18 protein-coding genes, 2 pseudogenes and 1 riboswitch are annotated in these 20,126 nt (G+C 64.7%); of the genes and pseudogenes, 8 read left to right on the forward strand and 12 right to left on the reverse strand.

Translation table 11 applies throughout. The annotated features are described in order from the left end of the window. Positions 1-653 precede the first annotated feature (653 nt). From IPP28_07305 to IPP28_07320, 4 genes are all read right to left on the reverse strand, one after another. A complete protein-coding gene (locus tag IPP28_07305; GenBank protein ID MBL0040840.1) occupies positions 654-1,085 on the reverse strand; it encodes a hypothetical protein in 432 nt (143 codons plus the stop codon). 191 nt (positions 1,086-1,276) lie between these two features. Beyond that, the gene (locus IPP28_07310; protein ID MBL0040841.1) at positions 1,277-1,882 is read right to left on the reverse strand and encodes a hypothetical protein; all 606 of its coding nucleotides are present in this window, start codon (positions 1,880-1,882) and stop codon (positions 1,277-1,279) included. Beyond that, the gene (locus IPP28_07315; GenBank protein MBL0040842.1) at positions 1,857-2,507 is read right to left on the reverse strand and encodes an FAD-dependent monooxygenase; all 651 of its coding nucleotides are present in this window, start codon (positions 2,505-2,507) and stop codon (positions 1,857-1,859) included. Before IPP28_07315 ends, IPP28_07310 begins: the two co-directional genes overlap by 26 nt. Before the next feature lie 106 nt (positions 2,508-2,613). Next, positions 2,614-3,663 (reverse strand): DUF4215 domain-containing protein, encoded by a 1,050-nt coding sequence (locus tag IPP28_07320; protein MBL0040843.1) that lies wholly within the window; start codon positions 3,661-3,663, stop codon positions 2,614-2,616. A gap of 129 nt (positions 3,664-3,792) precedes the next feature. On the opposite strand from IPP28_07320, the pseudogene IPP28_07325 reads away from it, so the two are divergent. The 3 genes and pseudogenes from IPP28_07325 to IPP28_07335 all read left to right on the forward strand — a co-directional run bounded on the left by IPP28_07325 (position 3,793) and on the right by IPP28_07335 (position 7,546). Beyond that, positions 3,793-4,762 (forward strand): annotated as a pseudogene (locus tag IPP28_07325) (sodium-dependent bicarbonate transport family permease). Positions 4,763-4,807: 45 nt separating this feature from the next. After that, positions 4,808-4,905, forward strand: a riboswitch (TPP riboswitch). A gap of 41 nt (positions 4,906-4,946) precedes the next feature. Continuing rightward, positions 4,947-6,822: pseudogene (thiC, locus tag IPP28_07330) on the forward strand (phosphomethylpyrimidine synthase ThiC). 118 nt (positions 6,823-6,940) lie between these two features. Further along, the gene (locus IPP28_07335) at positions 6,941-7,546 is read left to right on the forward strand and encodes an outer membrane beta-barrel protein (protein MBL0040844.1); all 606 of its coding nucleotides are present in this window, start codon (positions 6,941-6,943) and stop codon (positions 7,544-7,546) included. Between the two features lie 6 nt (positions 7,547-7,552). Here the strand turns inward: IPP28_07335 and IPP28_07340 are convergent, their stop codons facing one another. The 3 genes from IPP28_07340 to IPP28_07350 are packed head-to-tail and all read right to left on the reverse strand — an operon-like array spanning position 7,553 to position 10,022. Further along, positions 7,553-8,143, reverse strand: a complete 591-nt coding sequence (locus IPP28_07340; protein ID MBL0040845.1) for an LON peptidase substrate-binding domain-containing protein — start codon at positions 8,141-8,143, stop codon at positions 7,553-7,555. Then, entirely contained in the window at positions 8,140-9,498 is a 1,359-nt protein-coding gene (mpl, locus tag IPP28_07345) for a UDP-N-acetylmuramate:L-alanyl-gamma-D-glutamyl-meso-diaminopimelate ligase (protein ID MBL0040846.1), read from the reverse strand. The genes IPP28_07340 and mpl overlap by 4 nt, the downstream gene beginning before the upstream one ends. Next, complete coding sequence (locus IPP28_07350; protein MBL0040847.1) at positions 9,495-10,022, reverse strand: hypothetical protein; 528 nt, start codon at positions 10,020-10,022, stop codon at positions 9,495-9,497. Before IPP28_07350 ends, mpl begins: the two co-directional genes overlap by 4 nt. 31 nt (positions 10,023-10,053) lie before the next feature. On the opposite strand from IPP28_07350, the gene IPP28_07355 reads away from it, so the two are divergent. After that, positions 10,054-10,290, forward strand: a complete 237-nt coding sequence (locus tag IPP28_07355) for a sulfurtransferase TusA family protein (GenBank protein MBL0040848.1) — start codon at positions 10,054-10,056, stop codon at positions 10,288-10,290. 1 nt (position 10,291) lies between these two features. On the opposite strand, the gene IPP28_07360 is transcribed toward IPP28_07355, so the two are convergent. Continuing rightward, entirely contained in the window at positions 10,292-10,861 is a 570-nt protein-coding gene (locus tag IPP28_07360; protein MBL0040849.1) for an adenylate kinase, read from the reverse strand. 202 nt (positions 10,862-11,063) lie between these two features. Here IPP28_07360 and IPP28_07365 point away from each other — a divergent pair, with 202 nt between their 5' ends. Beyond that, the gene (locus IPP28_07365) at positions 11,064-12,332 is read left to right on the forward strand and encodes a 6-phosphofructokinase (GenBank protein ID MBL0040850.1); all 1,269 of its coding nucleotides are present in this window, start codon (positions 11,064-11,066) and stop codon (positions 12,330-12,332) included. Between the two features lie 50 nt (positions 12,333-12,382). Here the strand turns inward: IPP28_07365 and IPP28_07370 are convergent, their stop codons facing one another. The 3 genes from IPP28_07370 to IPP28_07380 all read right to left on the reverse strand — a co-directional run bounded on the left by IPP28_07370 (position 12,383) and on the right by IPP28_07380 (position 15,277). Next, positions 12,383-13,111: a hypothetical protein gene (locus IPP28_07370; protein ID MBL0040851.1), complete on the reverse strand. Its 729-nt coding sequence runs from the start codon at positions 13,109-13,111 to the stop codon at positions 12,383-12,385. A 79-nt stretch (positions 13,112-13,190) separates the two neighbouring features. Next, a complete protein-coding gene (locus tag IPP28_07375) occupies positions 13,191-14,138 on the reverse strand; it encodes a cation transporter (GenBank protein MBL0040852.1) in 948 nt (315 codons plus the stop codon). 32 nt (positions 14,139-14,170) lie between these two features. Then, positions 14,171-15,277 carry an acyltransferase gene (locus IPP28_07380; protein MBL0040853.1) on the reverse strand — a complete coding sequence of 369 codons (1,107 nt, stop codon included), beginning with the start codon at positions 15,275-15,277 and terminating at the stop codon, positions 14,171-14,173. A 152-nt stretch (positions 15,278-15,429) separates the two neighbouring features. On the opposite strand from IPP28_07380, the gene IPP28_07385 reads away from it, so the two are divergent. The 3 genes from IPP28_07385 to IPP28_07395 all read left to right on the forward strand — a co-directional run bounded on the left by IPP28_07385 (position 15,430) and on the right by IPP28_07395 (position 18,959). Further along, positions 15,430-17,472, forward strand: a complete 2,043-nt coding sequence (locus tag IPP28_07385) for a sodium-translocating pyrophosphatase (GenBank protein MBL0040854.1) — start codon at positions 15,430-15,432, stop codon at positions 17,470-17,472. A 121-nt stretch (positions 17,473-17,593) separates the two neighbouring features. Next, positions 17,594-18,142, forward strand: coding sequence for an inorganic diphosphatase (ppa, locus tag IPP28_07390; protein MBL0040855.1), 549 nt, complete (start codon positions 17,594-17,596; stop codon positions 18,140-18,142). Positions 18,143-18,185: 43 nt separating this feature from the next. Next, complete coding sequence (locus IPP28_07395; GenBank protein MBL0040856.1) at positions 18,186-18,959, forward strand: hypothetical protein; 774 nt, start codon at positions 18,186-18,188, stop codon at positions 18,957-18,959. Here IPP28_07395 and IPP28_07400 read toward each other — a convergent pair. Beyond that, a complete protein-coding gene (locus tag IPP28_07400; protein MBL0040857.1) occupies positions 18,956-19,996 on the reverse strand; it encodes a DUF2333 family protein in 1,041 nt (346 codons plus the stop codon). The two genes, IPP28_07395 and IPP28_07400, sit on opposite strands and share 4 nt — an antisense overlap. Positions 19,997-20,126 lie beyond the last annotated feature (130 nt).

Here is a 20,126-nt window from a genome sequence, read left to right on the forward strand (position 1 = left end):
GCTGATGTACTTCCGGTCGAGCAGTTGGCGATGGCGTTCGAGCCTGGCGTCGGCCAGCGCAAGATCTGCTTCGGCCGAGGCCACGGCTTCCTCGCTAAGCGCTGACTTGCAGGTTCAAGTCGTCGGGGACGAGGGTGAGAGTGCTCACTCTTTGCGCACGCGGGAACCTTCACATCGACCAGCCGCTTTGCCGATCTTGCCGGCGACCCGTGCCCAACGTGCTCTGCACGCGCGCACGCACGTCGCCGGCATAGGTTTCCTGATCGCCACGGCTTCGAGTGGGAATCGGCTTGACCACGATCGCGGCTTGGCCGGCTCCAGCGGTTTGCCGGAGCCGCCACAACCGGCTGCAACGAGAACGAACATGGACACGAGTGCAGCAACGACAGGCGCGCGGGCAAGGACACGGCAGATTCCGGTGGACGGGTTAATGAACCGGCATGGCATAGCATGGTTACTAAACCGAACTGTCCAGTATTGTTGCGACCAAATCCGTGAAGCCCGTGTCGAAGAAAAACCGCATGCCAGGGGCGGCCCAAGGACATGGGCAAGCGGATGCCATCCCTCGACGCCGCTAGCACCATAGTTCGACACCCATGGCTTCGACGGTACCAGCATGGACACGATCGCGAAAGTCGCCGAGGTGTCCAAACTCACCGTCTACACGCCTCACTTTCGGCGAGAAGGACGCACTGTTCAAGGCCGCGGTCGAGTCGAAGTGCGAGCAGCAGATGCCGGGCGGCGATCTTCCACGAGCCGGATGGTGCGCCGATCCGCGACGCCCTGCTCGATTGCATTACGGCTTTCACGGCCTGATTCATTGCAGTCCGGAATCGTTGTCCTTGCATCGCATGATGATCGCGAATGCCGGGCTTTCGACGCCCATCTGGCCGAGTTGTTCGACGCCGGTCCAGCAAGACATTGTCGGATTTCCGAGCGATTTCGAACCAGGCGATCGCCGCCAGCCTGACATCCTCGATCCGCCGCGCGCTGCGCAACACTTCTTCCGCCTGCCTGGCGCAGTGGTCATCCAGCAACCGTGCGGGCTGCTCGAAGCCGGTGCCGCGCGAAATTGCCGCGCACATCGACAGCGTCGTAGATGTTCCTTGCGCGCCTACGGGCGGCCCAGCGCGGATCGCGGTCGCTGACTGCGGTGCTGGCAGCGTGACCCGTCTCCGCGCGCTGATCCCGGGTCAGCCGACGTCGCAGGCACCACGAGTTCTCCCGAGAGCACGGTGCGGCAACGCAGTTCGAGCGCAGCGGCGGCGCTGCCGGATTAACAGCGCGCCCGTCCTGGCAGCAATGCCGCCAAGCGTGCGATCAGGCGCAGCGGCATCGGCGGGCGCGTTTCGCGGCCAGCCAGTCCGCATGAGCAGATCCGGAACGGCGCTGGCATGCCCGGCGACGCAGCAATGCCCGACGCAGGACACGCATCAACGGACGGTCGTCGCCGTACAGGTACGACCGACAGCGTCGCGAGATAGAGCGGGTGCGCGATGGCGCGCAGGTCACGCTTTAAGTCGACCAGCACATCCATGGCCGCGAAATCGCGACCGCGACGTTGCGCGAGCAGGATGCGGTCGGCCAGCAAGGCGATGCCGCGCAGGCCGAGGTTGTAGCCGTGCGGTGATCGGGCATGCCGATCGCGGCGTCGCCGATGCAAGCGAAGCGTTCGGCCACGACGCGTTCCCGGCGCCACGCCGACCAGCGGATAGACATGGCGTTCGCCGACCAGATGCATCGCGCCGAGCCGATGCGCGTAATGGCGCGCGACCTCGTCGTTGAACGCTTCGGGCGACAGCGACTGCAGACCTGCGATGTCCGCGGGCGGCAAGGTGATGACCACCGAGGCGAGATCATGCTGCAGCGGCAACAGGGCCAAGGTCTGGCCATACGCCAGCCACTCCCAGGCGATGCCGGGCTGCGGTTTTCGAGGCGCATGCGACAGACCAGCATGCTGCGCCTGAAATCGCGATGACGCGGCAATGCCGGCGGCGCGGCGACTGCTGGAGAAGCGGCTGTCGGCCGCGACCACGAGCCGGGCTCGGCAGAGCGTTCCATCGTCGAGTGTGACTTGAGCATGCGTGGCCTCGTTCCTCACCTCGACGACCTTGCGCCCGAGCCGCCAGTCGATCCCCTCCTGCGCCGTCGCCACCGCGTAAGCGACGCGACGCAGCGCGTGGTTGCTGGCCATCCAGCCGAGCGCGGCCGCGCCCTGCGGTGTCGACACGCGCATCGGCTCGGTCGAATCGCCGTCGAAGACTTGTGCCTCGCGCAGTCGCGCGAATTCGTCGGAGCCGAGCAGCGGCCATTGCCCCAGTCTCGAGCAATTGCCGCGACAGTGGGGTCAAGGCGATCTCGCGGCCATCGTCCAGCGGTTGCGCCAGCGATTCGCGCGTGCCCGGGTCCACGATGCAGACTGCCAAGCCCTGGCGCGCGAGCACGCCGGCCAGGCTTAGGCCGGCCGGGCCGGCACCGATGACGAGAATGTCGTGGATATCGTGCATGGCCGCGCTCCGTGGGATGCGGCATCGTCGAGCATGGCCCGCGGCCGTGCGTTGACTCAGATCAGGTCGGCGCGGCGCGCATCGACTCGGTGTCGGCGGGGGTGCGTCACTGCGACACGCACAGGGCCAGCAACCACGCATTCAAGGTCCCGATGTCACCGCTCGCGTCGTCAGCAATGCGCAGCTGCCAGGCGCCTTGGGCCTGTTTCCCGTTGAACGCGACATAGGACGACTCCGGGCGGAAGCAGCCCGTAAATGGCGCCGATCCGCTGGTGATCGCGGTGGCACAGGCCGAGTTGAATATCGTGTTCGTGTAGTTGGCGCCTGAGGCACCATTGTCGGTGGAGGTCTCGACGCTGGTGGCGTCCGGTGCGAGCAGGGCGATGTCGAGGTCCGAATCGAACGTGTGGGTTGCGTTCAACCGCATCACCACGCGCTGCACCTGTCCTCGCCCGCCGACCGCGATTGCGCTGCCGACGCCGACGGGCTGGTTGTCCGGGATCGACTTGGGGACATCCGCGGAGGTGTACACCACGGCGGTCTGGCCCGCGGCGCATGCACCCACCGATGCATTGCAGTGCAGGGCACAACGGGCGTCGGCACAGTCGATGAGTCCGTTGCCATCGTTATCGAGGCTGTCGTTGCAGTTGATTTCGAACGGCGACTGGCAGACAGAAGGGCTGCCGATGCAGGTATAGGGTGCCTCGATCGTGCACGTGTCCGAACAGCCATCGTTGTTCAGCAGGTTGTCGTCGTCGCACTGCTCGTTGCTGGCAATCACGCCGTCGCCGCAGATCGACAGGCAGACCGACGGTTCCCCGATGCATTGGTAGCCGGTTTCGACGAAGCAGAATCGGCGATTGCAGCCGTCGCCGCCGTCCGGGTTGCCGTCGTCGCATTCTTCGTAGGGACCGTCGAGCACCCCGTCGCCGCAATTGAAGAATCGGCAGTTGGCGGCGCAACCGTCATTCGCTTCCGCGTTGTTGTCGTCGCACTGTTCCGCATCCTGGACGATGTTGTCCGGACAGAGCGACGCCTCCATGCTGGTTCTGAACAAGGGCGAGAACACATCGCCGACGCCGCTGTCGCCGGCAAGAACGACAGGGCTCGACGCGACGCCGAACACGAGCAAGCTTGCGATCAGGTTCCGAGTCAAGACGGGTTCTCCGGCGACGCCGCGAGCGTAGCCGGGACGAAAACCGCAGTCACGCCGCTCGAGCCCGTCGGATTGACGCGTTCGCGACACGCGTGATGAAACAATCGTGCGGTTTACTTCGAGGTTGCCATGCAGAATCTGCTCGACCCCGCCATCCTGTTCTTCGTGTTCGGCTTGCTGGCCGGATTCGTTCGCTCCAATCTCGAGATCCCCGCCGATCGCACGGTTCCTGTCCCTGTACCTGCTGATGGCGCTGGGTCTGAAGGGCGGCTTTGCGTTGCGCGAATCCGGCCTTACCCCGGATGTGGTCTCCAGTTTGGCGCTAGCGGTGTTGATGGCCGTCAGCGTTCCTGCGCTCGGCTACCTGATCTTGCGTCGGTTCCTCAACGGCTATGACGCGGCGGCGTTGGCGGCGACCTACGGTTCGGTGAGCGCGGTCACATTCATCACGGCCGTCCAGTTCCTCGAGCAGAACCACGTGTCGTATGGCGGACATATGGCGGCGGCCATGGCGCTCATGGAATCACCGGCCATCGTCATGGCGGTCATGCTGGCGAACTGGACGCGGCAGCAGCAAGCCGGTGGCGAGGGGTCGCGGTCGGCGATCTCGCCGTCCAAGGTCCTGCATGAGTCCTTCACCGATGGCGCGCAGCTGCTGTTGCTGGGCGCGATGGTCGTGGGTGTAGTGACGGGGGAGTCCGGCGAACGCGCCATGCAACCGTTCTCGGGCGATCTCTTCAAGGGCATGCTGTCGTTCTTCCTGCTCGACATGGGCCTGCTCGCTTCGCGCAACATCGGTGAGCTGCGCGGCAAGTCGCCGTGGTTGCTGCTCTACGCCTTGCTGGCGCCCTGGGTCCATGCCGCCATGGCCCTGGGGCTGGCGCGGGTTGCGGGCTTGTCCGTCGGCGACACCACCCTGCTCATGGTGCTGGCCGCCAGCGCGTCCTACATCGCCGTGCCTGCGGTAGTCCGACAGGCGATCCCCGAGGCGAATCCGTCGCTGTACTTCGGCATGTCGCTCGGTCTGACCTTTCCCTTCAACATCCTGTTCGGCATTCCGATTTACCACGCGGTGGCGCGATGGGCTGCTGAACAGTGAGCGCCTGCGACGCGACTCCCGCCTGGCCCTGAAACCTGCTTCAATGCGCGCCAGCGGGGGTGCCGCGCCATGCGCCGGCTGAGAGAGACCCTTTGAACCTGATCCGATTCGCATCGGCGTAGGGAAGCTTCGATGAGGACTTGCGTCCGGCATCGGCACTCCGCATCCATTCCGAGGAGTTGCCATGAATGCGTTGCCCAGCGATCTGATCCGTCGAACCAGCGAGTTGTCCGAGGCGGTGACCCAGCCGATCCCTGGCTCCCGCAAGATCCATGTCGAAGGGCCAGGCGGCGTGCGGGTGCCGATGCGCGAGATCGCGTTGAGCGACACGCCGAAGGTGTTCGGTGCCGAGAAGAATCCGCCGTTCGCCGTCTACGACACCTCGGGACCGTATACCGATGACTCGGTGCGCATCGACCTGACGGCCGGCCTGGCCGAGCTGCGTGCGCAGTGGATCGACGCGCGCGACGACACGACGCGTCTGCCCGACCTCAGTTCGCAGTACGGGCGCCAGCGCGCGGCCGATCCGAAACTCGCCGCGGTGCGCTTCCCGCGCGTGCATGCGCCGCGTGTCGCGAAGTCCGGCGCCAACGTCACGCAGATGCACTACGCGAAGCGCGGGATCATCACGCCGGAGATGGAGTACATCGCGATCCGCGAGAACGCGAAGCTCGAATCGCTGCGCGCGCTCGGCGGTTTCAAGCAGCATGCAGGCGAGTCGTTCGGTGCGGCGATCCCGAACCTGATCACGCCCGAGTTCGTGCGCGACGAAGTCGCTCGCGGCCGCGCGATCATCCCGAACAACATCAACCATCCGGAAACCGAGCCGATGATCATCGGCCGCAACTTCCGGGTGAAGATCAACGCCAACATCGGCAACTCGGCGGTGACGAGTTCGATTGCCGAGGAAGTCGAAAAGATGGTGTGGGCGATCCGCTGGGGCGCCGATACGGTCATGGACCTGTCGACCGGCAAGCACATCCACGAAACCCGCGAATGGATCATGCGCAATTCGCCGGTGCCGATCGGCACCGTGCCGATCTACCAGGCGCTGGAAAAAGTGGACGGTCGCGCCGAAGAACTGACCTGGGACATTTTCCGCGACACCCTGATCGAACAGGCCGAGCAGGGCGTCGACTACTTCACGATCCATGCCGGCGTGCGTCTCGCCTACGTGCCGCTGACCGCGCGTCGCGTCACCGGCATCGTCTCGCGCGGCGGTTCGATCATGGCCAAGTGGTGCCTGGCGCATCACCGGGAATCGTTCCTGTACACGCATTTCGAAGAGATCTGCGAGATCATGAAGGCCTACGACGTCGCCTTCTCGCTCGGCGACGGCCTGCGTCCGGGCTCGATTGCCGATGCCAACGATCGCGGCCCAGTTCGCCGAACTGGAAACGCTCGGCGAACTGACCAAGATCGCCTGGAAGCACGACGTGCAGACCATGATCGAAGGCCCCGGCCACGTGCCGATGCAGCTGATCAAGGAGAACATGGACAAGCAGCTGCGCGAGTGCGGCGAAGCGCCGTTCTACACGCTCGGCCCGCTGACCACCGATATCGCGCCCGGCTACGACCACATCACCAGCGCGATCGGCGCGGCGATGATCGGCTGGTACGGCACCGCCATGCTCTGCTACGTCACGCCCAAGGAACACCTCGGCCTGCCGAACAAGCAGGACGTGCGCGACGGCATCATCACCTACAAGATCGCCGCGCACGCGGCCGATCTCGCCAAGGGTCATCCGGGCGCACAGGCCCGCGACAACGCGCTCAGCAAGGCGCGTTTCGAGTTCCGTTGGCAGGACCAGTTCAATCTCGGTCTCGATCCCGAGAAGGCCAAGGAATTCCACGACGAGACCTTGCCCAAGGAAGCCGCCAAGCACGCGCATTTCTGTTCGATGTGCGGCCCGAACTTCTGCTCGATGAAGATCACCCAGGACGTGCGCGACTACGCCGCCGAACAGGGCGTCGACGATCAGGCTGCGCTCGAGAAAGGCATGGCTGACAAGGCGCGGGAATTCCGCGAGCAGGGTGCGGAGATCTATCGGCCGGAGTGATTTCACTCCGGCTTCGCACGCGTGAAATCGATCGCGACGATTTCTTGGCGCGGCCTTGAGTTCTCTCCGTGTTGAATGCGGCCACCCGAAAGGGCCCACAACAACCGAGGAGAACCCGATGAACACCGCAATCCGCAATACCGCATTGGCCTTGGCCCTGCTGCTGCCGCTGTCGGCATCGGCAGAAGGCTTCCGTGCATCGCTGAGCGCCTTCAACCTGAACCCGAAATCCGACAACGGCGCGCTCGCCAACGGCGCGCTCGACGTGTCGGTCAACAGCGAAACCAACTTCACCCTGGCCGGCGAATACGCCTTCACCGACAACTGGAGCGTCGAAGTGCAATACGGCTTCGGCTTCGACCACGAAGTCAGCCTCAACGGCGCCAAGTCGCTCGAGATCACACACAAGCCGCTGACCGTGGCCGGCAAATACACGTTCGGCGGCGACAAGCTGCGTCCGTATCTCGGCCTCGGCCTCAACCGCACCAGCTTCGGAGATGAGCGCGAGTTCGGACCGATCGCCGGTACCAATACTTCGCTGGACGATTCGACCGGACTGGCTGCCCTGGCCGGTGTGGAGTTCGCACTGAACGAGCGTTTCGCGTTGCGCGGCGAAGCCCGCTTCATCGACATGGACACGGATGTGGCTGTCAACGGCGATGATGTCGGTACGGCGAACGTGGATCCGCTTCTGATCGGCGTGTCGGCTGTCCTGAAGTTCTGATCGCGCTCAGTCCGACTGGAAGCGCGGCAGCTGTTCGATGATCCATTGCAGGCGCTGGAGCGGGTCGCCCTGTTCCAGCGCCTGCTGCTTTTCGGCAGTGTCGAGCGGCAGGCGCTCGATCACGCGCCAGCTCACCCAGTCGGCATCGTCGAAGCGCGCCTTCTCGGCGGCTGCGAGTTGCGAATGGCCATGTTCGGCGAGGCGTTCGAGGATCGTCACCAGCACGGCGTATTCGACCGGAACCGGCATCGCGGGTGCGGGCTCGGACCATGCCACCTCGGCGACGCGCAGGCCGTTTCCCTCGACCTGACTGTCGAGGACGCGAAATCGCCGGGCCCCTTCGACGCGGATGCCGAGCAGGCCGTCGGGCAGCGTGTTGAAGTCGATGATGCGTGCCTCGCAACCGACCGCGTGAATCGTGCTGCCGGCATCGGTGTCTTGTCCTTCCTGGATCAGCACGACGCCGAATCCGCAGCCCTTACGGCTGCAGTCGCGGACCAGATCGAGGTAGCGCGTTTCGAAGATGCGCAAGTCCAGCCAGGCACCCGGCAGCAGCACCGAATTCAGCGGGAACAACGGCAACGTGTCGTGGCTCATGCGCCGATCCTTTGCGCGTACCGGCGCGGCGCATTGTCGAAGCCGCCGTTGGACATGAACACCACGCTGTCGCCGGGGCGAGCGCGCATTTGCAATTCGTCCAGCAGTGCATCGACGGTCGTGACCGCGATCGCGGCGCCACGGACCGCAGCGATGACCTGGTCGGCATGCCAGGGCAATTCCGGGCGCGCGAGAAAGACGACGACATCGGCATCGGCCAACGAGGGTGCCAGTCCGTCGGCATGTGCGCCCATGCGCATCGAATTCGAGCGCGGCTCGATCGCGACGACGATGCGGCCCTCGCCGACTTTGGCGCGCAATCCGGCGAGCGTGGTCGCGATCGCGGTCGGGTGATGCGCGAAGTCGTCATAGACGCGGATGCCACTGCGATCGGCCACCCGTTCCATCCGACGTTTCGGATTGCGGAAGCCGGACAAGGCCTCGACTGCACGTGCCGGTTCGATGCCATAGGCCGCTGCGGCCGCGACCGCCGCGAGTGCGTTCATCACGTTGTGGCGGCCCAGGGTTTCCCAATGTGCGTCGCCGATCGCGACGCCGCGATGCAGGACGCGGAATGCACTGCCGTCGGGCGCGAGCAGTTCGGCGCGCCATTCGGCGTCGCGGTCGATCGCGAAGCGTTCGACGGGTGTCCAGCAGCCTTTCGCGAGCACGCGCGCGAGTGCATCGTCTTCGCCGTTCACGATCAGGCGGCCATTGCCGGGCACGGTGCGGACCAGATGATGGAACTGGCGCTCGATGTCGGCGAGCGAATCGAAGATGTCGGCGTGGTCGAATTCGAGATTGTTGAGCACCGCGATCTCGGGCCGGTAATGCACGAACTTCGAACGCTTGTCGAAAAAGGCGGTGTCGTACTCGTCGGCTTCGACGACAAAGGCGTCGCCGGCACCGAATCGCGCCGAGACGCCGAAGTTTTCCGGCACGCCACCGACCAGAAAGCCGGGATGCGCGCCGCAGGCGTCCAGAAGCCATGCGAGCAGGCTGGTGGTCGTGGTCTTGCCGTGGGTGCCGGCCACCGCGAGCACACGCTTCGACGCGAGCACCCGTTCGCCCAGCCATTGCGGCCCGGAGATATAGCGCAGGCGCTGGTCGAGCGCGTATTCCATGGCGGCATTGCCGCGCGAGATCGCATTGCCGACGATGGTCAGGTCCGGTGCCGGCTGCAGGTGTTCGGCGCGATAACCCTGCAGCAAGGTGATACCGAGTTGTTCGAGCTGGGTGCTCATCGGCGGATAGACGTTCTGGTCCGATCCGGCGACGGTCTCGCCAAGCTCGCGCGCCAGTGCGGCGATGCCGCCCATGAACGTGCCACAGATACCGAGGATGTGCAGGGTCATCGAAAAGCCTGTGCGAAGAGGAGGGCGATCACGAATTCGGCGGCGGCAATCAGCAGGACCAGGGCAAGTGCCCGCGACCAGGCGATGTCCAGCGCCTGGCGCAGCACATGCACTCGCAGCGCCAGGTACCAGATCAGCAGCGGCATCATCAGGCCCATCAACACGGCCTGTCCGGGCTTCAGATCCTCGGGATTCTTGGGGATCGGCAGCACCGCGGCCAGCAACACCAGCGTCAGCAGCGACAGCGCCACACGCACCAGCAGCAGTGCGGTCGCGGTCTGCACGAAGCGTGCCCGCTTGTCCGCCATCGTGAGCAGACCGTGGATCAGCAGCAGGGCAACGCCGTTGTTGATGGCGGCCAGCAACGGATCTCCGGCCTGACCGGTCAATGCGCGGGCCGCGACGGCGTCGATCACGATCATCGCGATGAACAGCACGGGCAGCAGGCTCGGCGCGTACGGCACATCGGCCGGGCCGCGGCGGAACAGGAACAGATCGCGGAGCACGCTCAGCCAGACATTCATGTCATGCGCTCGCCGATGGCATGATGGTGCGATGGACCAGCCCGAACCCATCATCGTCGACGCACGCGGACTGCAGTGTCCGCAGCCCGTGTTGCAGGCGCGTGCGAGCTTGCGTGGCCTCGCCCCTGGCGCGCAGATCGTGCTGCTCGCGACCGATCCGCTGGCCAGCGTCGACGTTCGTGCATTCTGTCTGCGCGCCGGTCATCGCATCGTGTCGGAAGAACGGGTCGGCGATCATCTGCGCTTCACGCTCGCGCGCGGCGACTGACTCAGGCGACGGCCTTGACCGCCGCGAGGATGCGCGCCGTCACGTCGGCCAGTTCGCCCACGCCGTCGATCTCGACCAGCTTGCCGCTGCGCGCGTAGAACTCGGCGACCGGGGCGGTCTGTTCGGCATACACGGCGAGACGGCCGCGCACGACTTCCGGGTCATCATCCTTGCGGCCCTGTTCGGCAAAACGCTTGGCGCAGCGCGCGAGAATGGCCTCGTTCGGCACGTTGAGTTTGATCACGATGTCGAGCGGCTGCCCGATGCGCGCCAGCAAGGTCCCGAGCGCATCGGCCTGGACCAGGTTGCGCGGATAGCCGTCAAGGATGAAGCCGGGCTTGGCGTCGGCTTCGGCGAGGCGGTCTTCGAGCATGCCGAGCACCAGGTCGTCGGACACCAGCTGACCGGCTTCCATCACCGCCTTGGCCTTGCATCCGAGTTCGGTGCCGCGTGCGACATGACCGCGCAGCAAGTCTCCGGTGGAGATATGCGGAATGCCGAACGTGCTCTTGAGGATTGCCGCCTGCGTGCCCTTGCCGGAGCCGGGCGCGCCAAAAAACACGATGCGCATGAGAATTCCAGGACGGTCGAACCGGCCAAAAGCAAGGCTGGACGCGGCTCGGGTGAAAGGGGATGACGGCACCGTAGCGGCTGGCCTGCCTTGCGTCAATGAAGCCGGGCGGGCACTGTTCATGCAGGAAAATCAAACGCTTGAATCGAATGGGCGGTCTGGCCGATAGTCGGGCTGTCCAAGGTTGGAGAAGGAGCATTTCATGGCCGCAGGGAACCTGTTGTACGCACAATCGGGCGGTCCGACCGCGGTGATCAACGCGACGGCCGCCGGCGTCATCGACGCGGCGCGCAAGCACAGGAAGGCCGTCGGCAAGGTCTTTGCCGCGCGCAACGGCATCATCGGTGCGCTGCGCGAGCAGCTCTACGATCTCTCCGGCGTCGACGCGACGTGGACGCGACAATTGCGCACGACGCCGGGCAGCGCCTTCGGCTCCTGCCGCTTCAAGCTCAAGGGCATCGACGAGAGCCGGGCCCATTACGAGCGGCTGATCGAGGTCTGCCGTGCCCACGACATCCGCTATTTCCTCTACAACGGCGGCAACGATTCCGCCGACACCGCGAACAAGATCGCGCAGATCGCGTCGCAGTTGGGCTACAGCCTGCAGGGCATCGGCGTGCCGAAGACGGTCGACAACGACCTAGTCATCACCGACAACTGCCCGGGTTTCGGATCGGCGGCGAAATACACCGCGATCTCGATGCTCGAAGCCAGCATCGACGTCGAGGCGATGTACGAGTCCTCGACCAAGGTGTTCGTGCTCGAAGTGATGGGCCGCCACGCCGGCTGGCTCGCGGCCGCGGCCGGCCTGGCCGGGAAGAAGCCGGACGAGCCGCCGCAGATCATTTTGTTTCCGGAAGTGCCGTTCGACGAAGCGACGTTTCTTGCAGCGGTGAAGCGCAGCGTCGATCGCAATGGCTACTGCTCGATCGCCGTTTCCGAGGGCGTGCGCTACGCCGATGGTCGACTGCTCGCCGAAACCGGCACGCGCGACGCCTTCGGCCACGCGCAACTCGGCGGTGCCGGCGAACTGATCGCGAAGCTCGTGAAAGACCGCCTCGGTCTCAAGTACCACTTCGCCGTGCCGGACTACCTGCAGCGTTCGGCGCGCCACGTCGCGTCGAAGACCGATGACGAACAGGCGTATGCGGTCGGCCAGGCCGCGGTGCAATACGCGGCAGCCGGGATGAATGCGGTGATGCCGACGATCAGGCGCGCACCGGGCAGGACTTATCGCTGGACCATCGAGCCGGCACCGCTGGCGAAGATCGCCAACCATGAAAAGATGATGCCCAAGAACTTCATCCGCAGCGACGGCTACGGCATCACCGCCGCCTGCCGCAAGTACCTCGAACCGCTGATCGCCGGCGAAGCCTATCCGCCCTACGAGAACGGCATCCCGGCCTACCTTCGCGTGCCGAAGAAGTTCGTGAAGCGCAAGCTGGGTGAATATGTGATCGCGGACAAGTGACTTGGAATCAGAGACGGGCTCCGGGGGATTTCCCAGAGCCCGTACCGGCATCAATTGTCGGACTTGCCTCGCAGTTTTGGTGCGTTGGCAACACGTTCAGCCATTCGCTCCAGTGAGTCTTTGAGTGCGAGTCTGTAGGCCTCGGCGAAGACATTTGCGGCATCTCCGCAGGCTCCGCCCGCATCACCATCAAAGGTCTTGCTTGATCCAACGGAAGTCCCAAGCATCCTGCCGTCGGGACCATTCACTTCAATCCCAAAAGACAGATCTGCGGTTGCGGTACAAGTGGCAGACCAAAAACCCTGTTGACAGGCAAGTCTCGGTTGGAATGAATCCAATCGGACGATAACAACGCCGGCCAGAGAATTTGCCTTGATTTCTTCGGCAGTAGGAGCGGAGGATCTTGTTACAACTTCGTGGAAGACATTACCCATCGTCTGTGTAATCGACGACTTGATGGTGTCGCCAGCGCTGAAGGGGTACTTGTGAGCACTGCAGACATAGGTTGAAGGTTTAATTTCACGCTGAAATTCAGCGCTGGGGTCGACAACCAGCACCCACGTCCCAGCAATCTTCGAGTCATAAGAAGAATAGACGTTCACCGCAGGCGCGGCAGTTGGTGCGACGTTGTAGGCACAGCCGCTTAACGCAACGGCGATGGTGAGGCAGCAGAGTGACATTGCAGATTTCATCGGTTTCCCCAGTGGTTGATGATGTTCCCCCGAACCCCATTCTGAATACTCAGTCGATGTATTTCCGTCAAGGTTCACATTCTTCATCTGCCGGCAATTGTTGAGTCAAGTGTCAACGAAGACTTAGCACGTGCCAAATAGCGAGACTGCTGCGGGTTCGCTGCGCTCAGTGCGTACCTTCGCAGTGCCGATCGCAGCCGATGTTCTCGAGTTGGATGGTGGTGTGCGAGATGCCGAAGCGTTGCTGGATCGCGGCTTCGGCATCGCGCAGCAGGGCATCGCCGTCGCGGGTGCCATCGTGCTCGACGTGGGCGGTCAAGGCGTTCACGGTCGTCGACAGCGGCCAGACGTGCAGGTCGTGCACGTGGCGTACGCCCGGGACGTCGCGCAGTGCGGCTTCGATGGTCGCGACGTCGAGCCCTTTCGGGACCGCGTCCAGTGCCAGTGCCAGGGATTCGCGCAGCAAGCCGAAGGCGCCAAGCGAAATCGCGATGGACACCAGCAGGCCGGCGAGCGGATCAAGCCAGTACCAGGGCTTGAACATCAGGATCAGGCCGACCACCAGCACGCCGAGCGACACTGCGGCATCGGCGACCAGATGCAGGAAGGCCGCGCGCAGGTTGCTGTCGTGCTTGCTGCCGCTCCAGAAGGCCGCGGCCGAGCCGGCATTCACGATCAGGCCGACGGCCGCCGCGATCATCACCCAGAATCCCGGCACCGCCACCGGATCCCCGAAGCGGCGGATGCTTTCGACCGCGAGTGCGCCACTGGCGATCAGCAGCAGGGCCGCGTTGATGTTCGCGGCGAGAATCGTCGAGCGGGCGTAGCCATAGGTGTGGCGTGCGTCGGGCTTGCGTTTCGCGAGCCGCATCGCCCATAGCGCCAGGATCAGCCCGAGCACGTCGCCGGCGTTGTGGCCGGCATCGCCGAGCAGGGCCATCGAACCGATCGCGAAGCCGACCGCGGCCTGGACGATGACCAGCAGGATATTGAGTGCGACGCCGATGTAGTAGCGCCGGTTCGCGCCGGCGTGGGCGATGGCATGGCGATCATGCGGATCGTCGTGCGCATGGCCGTGGTCGTGGTCGTGGGCGCCGTGATGGTGGTTATGCATGCGTGGATTGTCCTGCGACCCGGGCCGCGTTGTCACCGCGCGCGCGCGAACTCAGGAACGGCCGCTCGAACAGGCGGTACGCGATCCAGGTCGCGACGGCCGTCAGCGCCAGCGCGATGACGGCACGTGCCGCCAGCGGCCAGCCGGACACGACGGGGGCGTACTTGAACACCCACACGAAGATCGGGAAATGCCAGAGGTACAGCGAGTAGCTCATGGTCCCGGCGAGCAGGGCGATCCTGCCTTCGAAGCATCGGGCCAGTGGCCGCCAGCCCGCGGCGATGGCCAGAATGATCATTGCCTGCGGAATCGCCGGCGGTGTAGTTGACGTACATCCAGGGCCGGATCGCGTCTTCGAACCAGCGCGGAACGAACCATCCGACATGGATGAACACGATCGCGAACAGCCCGAGGCCGATCCATCCGATCCGACGCGCCTGGTCGGCGCTCAGTCCGCGCTCGAAGAACCATGCCGCGAGCACGCCGATGGCGAACTGGTCGAAACGCGACCTCAGGTGGCGGAAATCCAGCGGTTGCCACCAGAACGAGGTGTCGCCGGCGAAGAAATGCTGGACCAGGCTCCAGCGCGTCCACAGTACGAAGGCCATCACCAGGGTGAGCCACAGCCAGATCGGCAACCGCTTCAGCGCCAGCACCAGCGGCGGCAGCAGGAAGTACGCCCACCACTCGACCGGCAGTGTCCACCAGACCGGATTCAGGATCAGCGACTGGTCCGGCAGCGTGTACCAGAACAGGAACCCGAGATAGCCGAAGTACTCGAGCGCGCTCATCGGCGAGCCGCCCGTACCCGCCCAGATGAACAATGCGAGCAGGCTGACGTTGGCCCAGTACGCGGGCACGACGCGTCGCACCCGGCGCATCAGGTACTGACCGAACGCCGGCATCCGGCCCAGTCCCTGGGCGGCGCGGACATAGGGGCGCACGACCAGGAATCCGGATAGCACGAAGAACATGTCCAGGCCGAAGTAGGCGTTCTTGATGAACGGCCGGAGGTCCAGGCCGCCGGCGGCGATGGCCGGGAAGCCGATGAATTCCCAGAAATGATGGGTCAGCACCCACAACGTGGCGAGGCCGCGCAGGCCGGTCAGGGCAGGGATGTCGTCCGGGGTTCGGTTCATGGCGGTTTCGGGACAAGCCGTGCAGCCTAGCAACAGGACCCGGTTCGGGCCATGTCCGGTTTGCCGCCGTTCATCCCACCCCGTAGAATCGACGGGCTTTGTTATCGCTTCCGGCAGTTCCGCCGGGGTTCCTCTGCTTGTGGGAGACAGAAATGCTGGAACAAAACGGTCTTTGGATCGCGATTGCCTGCGGCTTGTTGGCCGTGGTCTATGGCGCGATTTCGGTGCAATGGATTCTCGCGCGCAGCGCCGGCAATGAACGCATGCAAGGGATCGCCGCGGCGATCCAGGAAGGCGCGGGTGCTTACCTGCGTCGTCAGTATCAGACGATCGCGATCGTCGGCGTGATCCTGTTCCTCGTCATCGGCTTCGCCCTGAAGAGCTGGCCGACCGCGACCGGTTTCGCGATCGGTGCGGTACTGTCAGGTGCGGCCGGCTTCATCGGCATGTTCGTCTCGGTGCGCGCCAACGTGCGGACCGCGCAGGCCGCTACCGAGGGATTGAACGCGGCACTCGCGGTGTCGTTCCGCGGTGGTGCCGTCACCGGCATGCTGGTGGTCGGTCTTGGCATCATCGGTGTCGCCGGCTACTTCATGTATGTGATGGGCGGCAAGCAGATCGACGCGGAAACGCTGAAAGTTGCGCTGCAGCCGATGATCGGCCTGGCCTTCGGGTCCTCGCTGATCTCGATCTTCGCGCGTCTCGGCGGCGGCATCTTCACCAAGGGTGCGGACGTCGGTGCCGATCTCGTCGGCAAGGTCGAAGCGGGCATTCCGGAAGATGATCCGCGCAATCCGGCGGTGATCGCCGACAACGTCGGCGACAACGTCGGCGACTGCGCCGGCATGGCCGCTGACCTGTTCGAAACCTATGCGGTGACCATCATCGCGGCGATGCTGATCGCCGGCATCGTGTTCGGCACCTACGGCTCGGCCGGCGTGATCTATCCGCTGATCCTCGGTGCGGTCTCGATCATCGCCTCGATCGTCGGCACCTATTTCGTCAAGGCGCGCGAGGGCGGCAAGATCATGAACGCGCTGTATCGCGGCCTCGGCGTCTCGGGCCTGATCTCGGCGATCGCGTTCTATTTCGTGTCGAAGGAAATGTTCGCCGCCGAACTGGCCATGCCGCTGTTCTACTGCGCGATGATCGGCCTGGTGCTGACCGCCGCGATGGTCGTCATCACCGAGTACTACACCGCCACCGAATACGCGCCGGTGCGTCAGGTCGCCGCTGCATCGGTGACTGGTCACGGCACCAACGTCATCGCTGGCCTGGCGATCTCGATGAAGTCGACTGCACTGCCGGTGCTTTCCGTCGCTGCCGCGATCTGGGGCTGCTACGAAATCGCCGGCCTGTACGGCATCGCCATTGCCGCCACCTCGATGCTGTCGATGGCCGGCATGATCGTCGCGCTCGACGCCTACGGCCCGATCACCGACAACGCCGGCGGCATCGCCGAAATGAGCGAGCTCGGCCCGGAAATCCGCAAGGTGACCGACGCGCTCGACGCGGTCGGCAACACCACCAAGGCGGTGACCAAGGGCTACGCGATCGGTTCCGCCGGCCTCGCTGCGCTGGTGCTGTTCGCGGACTACGCGCACAAGCTCAAGGACAAGATGGGGGACGGTTATTCCGATGCGATCTTCGCGATCAATGACCCGAAGGTCGTGATCGGCCTGCTGATCGGCGGCATGATTCCTTACCTGTTCGGTGCCTATGCGATGCAGGCTGTCGGCCGCGCCGCCGGCGCGGTGGTGGAAGAAGTCCGCCGCCAGTTCCGCGACATCAAGGGCATCATGGAAGGCACCGGCAAGCCGGAATACGACAAGGCCGTCGACCTGCTGACCAAGGCCGCGATCAAGGAAATGATCTTTCCGTCGATGCTGCCCCTGTTCATTCCGGTGCTGGTCGGCGTATTCCTCGGCCCAGGTGCGCTCGGCGGCCTGCTGATGGGCACCATCGTCACCGGCCTGTTCGTCGCGATTTCGATGTGCACCGGCGGCGGCGCCTGGGACAACGCCAAGAAATACATCGAGGAAGGTCATCACGGCGGCAAGGGCAGCGATGCCCACAAGGCCGCGGTCACCGGCGACACCGTCGGCGACCCGTACAAGGACACCGCCGGCCCGGCCGTGAACCCGCTGATCAAGATCATCAACATCGTCGCCCTGCTGCTGATCCCGATGCTGTAACGGCATCCGTCCACGCAAGGCACACAAGAACCCCGCTCCGGCGGGGTTTTTGTTGGGCGACTAGAGTCGACGTTCAGCGCCACGTGGCTAAGATCGCCGGCCTTTGCTGCAGGAGTACGCCATGGGTCTGGATCTCGTTGAAAGCGGCCGTTCGGTGCCGGACGACGTCAATGTGATCATCGAGATTCCGATGAATTCGGAGCCGGTGAAGTACGAAGTCGACAAGGCCAGCGGCGCGATCTTCGTCGACCGCGTGCTGATGACGCCGATGCGCTACCCCTGCAACTATGGTTACATCCCGCACACGCTGTCGGGCGATGGCGATCCCGCCGACGTGCTGGTGATCATGCCTTTGCCCTTGCTGCCGGGCTCGGTGATCCGCTGCCGCCCGATCGGCATGCTGAAGATGACCGACGAAGCCGGCGCCGACACCAAGATCATCGCGGTGCCGGTCGACAAGGTGTTCCCCGCCTATTCGAAGATCGCCACGGTGCAGGACCTGCCCGAGTACACGCTTGACCGGATTCGCCATTTCTTCGAGCACTACAAGGATCTGGAAAAGGGCAAGTGGGTGAAGGTCGAAGGCTGGGAAGGACCGGACGCGGCGCGTGCGGAGATCATGGCCTCGATCGAGAGCTACCAGGCCGCGCCGGACAAGCCGCACTTCTGATCGTCGCTTGCGAAGCCCGCGGCGATGGCAGCATGATCGCCGCATGGCCCAGGCATTCCTCAGTGGCGGCAGCCCTCCCACGATCGGCGTGAATCATCGTCGGCGCGCGGTCTACACGGCGCTCACCGACGTGCTGAACGACGCGACGCGCGTGCATGACCTCTTCAGTTTCTGCGAAGCCTTCTGCACGGTCGAGCCGAAGTTCCTGGTCAATCGTTTCCTGCTGCATGCCGAACAGCGCAAGCTGATCGACGACCGCGAACGCCATCGCGTCGCCAAGGCGATGTATTTCGCGATGGCGAAGCCCTATGACGCGCTGTCGCGTTATCCGGCGCACCTGGTCGGTCTGGAGGAAGCGCCGGAGGAGTCGCAGCCGATCCCGGCCGAGATCAGCGCGTTCGCGGATTTCGGCCTGCACTCGATTCCGGAATCCGCCCTGGTCACGCATCGTGATGCAGCCCCTGCGGCGCACAAGGTGTTCCAGACCGTGATGGCGCACCTCGCCACCGACCTGTTCCGGAATTTCGGCCATCGCGTCGCCCGCATCACGCTGGCGATCGGCGACGCGCGTACCCAGGTCGGGGCCGGCGACGACGTGCTGTCGATGCTGGTCGACTGGCTCGATGGCGACCTGCACGAAGACGCGATCCCCGATCATCTCGCGCTCGCCGAAATGCGCACCGCGATGCGGGTGTTCTATCTCGCCTCGACCAATCTCGTCGGGCGCACCGCCGCCGCGCGCACGCTCGCACAGGCCCTGCGCCTCGCCGGCAACTTGCGCGAGTCGCAGGTGTTCGCGCCGAGGTTGCTGGTCTAACCGCGCTCCAGCAGCTTCCGCAACTCGATGATCGAGGCGTTGGCGCGGGCGATGTAGTTCGCCATGACCAGTGAATGGTTGGCGAAGAAGCCGTAGGGCGAGCCGTTGAGGATGATCGGGCTGCCCAGCGGTTCCTGGGTGGCTTCGAGTTCGCTGATGATCTGGCGCAGCGTCACGGTCGCGTTCTTGTCCTTCAGCACCTCGGCGAAATCGTGCTCGATCGCCTTGAGGAAATGCACCAGCGCGAAGCAACTGCCGCGGGCTTCGTAGAACACGTCGTCGATGTCGCGCCAGGGCGTGCGAACCTCGCGTGGCGTGCCGGTCGGCTTCGATTGGCGCGCGCTCGGATCGTTGGCGAGATCGGTGTCCTGACGGGTCGGGCCGACGGCCGCGGACAGACGCTGCGACAGGCTGCCGAGGCGTGCCTCGACCATGCCGAGGTAATTCGCCAGATTGTCGGCGCGAGCGTAGAACTGCGCATCGTGGGTGTCGCCATCGCCAAGGCGCACCCGATAGGCATCGATATGCGCAACCGCGGCGCGATACTGGCTTTCGGTCGACGGCAGCAGCCAGCGGTCGTTGGTGGTCGAGAACAGCGGCTGCGCCTCGGCCAGATCCTTGTCCTCGATCGATTGCGTGAGCGAGCGCGAAAAATCGCGACGCAGCGCCAGGGCCAGGTCGCGGCTTTGCTCGATCACGCCGAATTCCCAGTTCGGCATGTCGTCGAGGAAGATGCCCGGTGGCATCACGTCGTTCGAAATGTAGCCGCCGCCCTTGTCGAGCAGGAGTTCGCCGACGCGGGCCAGCGCGGCCGTGGTGGTGACGCCGACCACCAGTGCGCCGCTGCCGTTGCGCGACTTCGCCTGCAGCAGCGGGTCGAATGCCCGCGGCGGCGTGCTCCAGCGCCACATCAGTACCGCGAGCGCGGTCGCAAGCAACAGCAGCACGGCCAGCAGCAGGCGCCAGAGCCAGCGCCGGCGAGGCGCGACGACCGGCGCGTCGGTCGCGGCCGAGGTGACGGGTGGTAGAGGTTCCATGGCGCGATCCCGATGCGGAGACGGCTTAGTCTAGCCAGCCGTCGCCCGGAATTTGACCGGCTTCGGGGTACCGGCCCGCTGACCCGGCCGGTAGAATCGTTGCCCCTTTGTCCTGTTCCCGGAGAGCGTC

The organism is Lysobacterales bacterium, assembly GCA_016721845.1.
Classification (GTDB): Bacteria; Pseudomonadota; Gammaproteobacteria; order Xanthomonadales; family Ahniellaceae; genus JADKHK01.

What these genes read in the sequence shown, in the direction of transcription:
- IPP28_07305 (MBL0040840.1), bottom strand. Translation starts at nt 1,085, where the DNA reads ATGTGCGCGGCAATTTCGCGCGGCACCGGCTTCGAGCAGCCCGCACGG.
- IPP28_07315 (MBL0040842.1), bottom strand. Translation starts at nt 2,507, where the DNA reads ATGCACGATATCCACGACATTCTCGTCATCGGTGCCGGCCCGGCCGGC.
- IPP28_07335 (MBL0040844.1), top strand. Translation starts at nt 6,941, where the DNA reads ATGAACACCGCAATCCGCAATACCGCATTGGCCTTGGCCCTGCTGCTG.
- IPP28_07340 (MBL0040845.1), bottom strand. Translation starts at nt 8,143, where the DNA reads ATGAGCCACGACACGTTGCCGTTGTTCCCGCTGAATTCGGTGCTGCTG.
- mpl (MBL0040846.1), bottom strand. Translation starts at nt 9,498, where the DNA reads ATGACCCTGCACATCCTCGGTATCTGTGGCACGTTCATGGGCGGCATC.
- IPP28_07350 (MBL0040847.1), bottom strand. Translation starts at nt 10,022, where the DNA reads ATGAATGTCTGGCTGAGCGTGCTCCGCGATCTGTTCCTGTTCCGCCGC.
- IPP28_07355 (MBL0040848.1), top strand. Translation starts at nt 10,054, where the DNA reads ATGGACCAGCCCGAACCCATCATCGTCGACGCACGCGGACTGCAGTGT.
- IPP28_07360 (MBL0040849.1), bottom strand. Translation starts at nt 10,861, where the DNA reads ATGCGCATCGTGTTTTTTGGCGCGCCCGGCTCCGGCAAGGGCACGCAG.
- IPP28_07365 (MBL0040850.1), top strand. Translation starts at nt 11,064, where the DNA reads ATGGCCGCAGGGAACCTGTTGTACGCACAATCGGGCGGTCCGACCGCG.
- IPP28_07370 (MBL0040851.1), bottom strand. Translation starts at nt 13,111, where the DNA reads ATGAAGAATGTGAACCTTGACGGAAATACATCGACTGAGTATTCAGAA.
- IPP28_07375 (MBL0040852.1), bottom strand. Translation starts at nt 14,138, where the DNA reads ATGCATAACCACCATCACGGCGCCCACGACCACGACCACGGCCATGCG.
- IPP28_07380 (MBL0040853.1), bottom strand. Translation starts at nt 15,277, where the DNA reads ATGAACCGAACCCCGGACGACATCCCTGCCCTGACCGGCCTGCGCGGC.
- IPP28_07385 (MBL0040854.1), top strand. Translation starts at nt 15,430, where the DNA reads ATGCTGGAACAAAACGGTCTTTGGATCGCGATTGCCTGCGGCTTGTTG.
- ppa (MBL0040855.1), top strand. Translation starts at nt 17,594, where the DNA reads ATGGGTCTGGATCTCGTTGAAAGCGGCCGTTCGGTGCCGGACGACGTC.
- IPP28_07395 (MBL0040856.1), top strand. Translation starts at nt 18,186, where the DNA reads ATGGCCCAGGCATTCCTCAGTGGCGGCAGCCCTCCCACGATCGGCGTG.
- IPP28_07400 (MBL0040857.1), bottom strand. Translation starts at nt 19,996, where the DNA reads ATGGAACCTCTACCACCCGTCACCTCGGCCGCGACCGACGCGCCGGTC.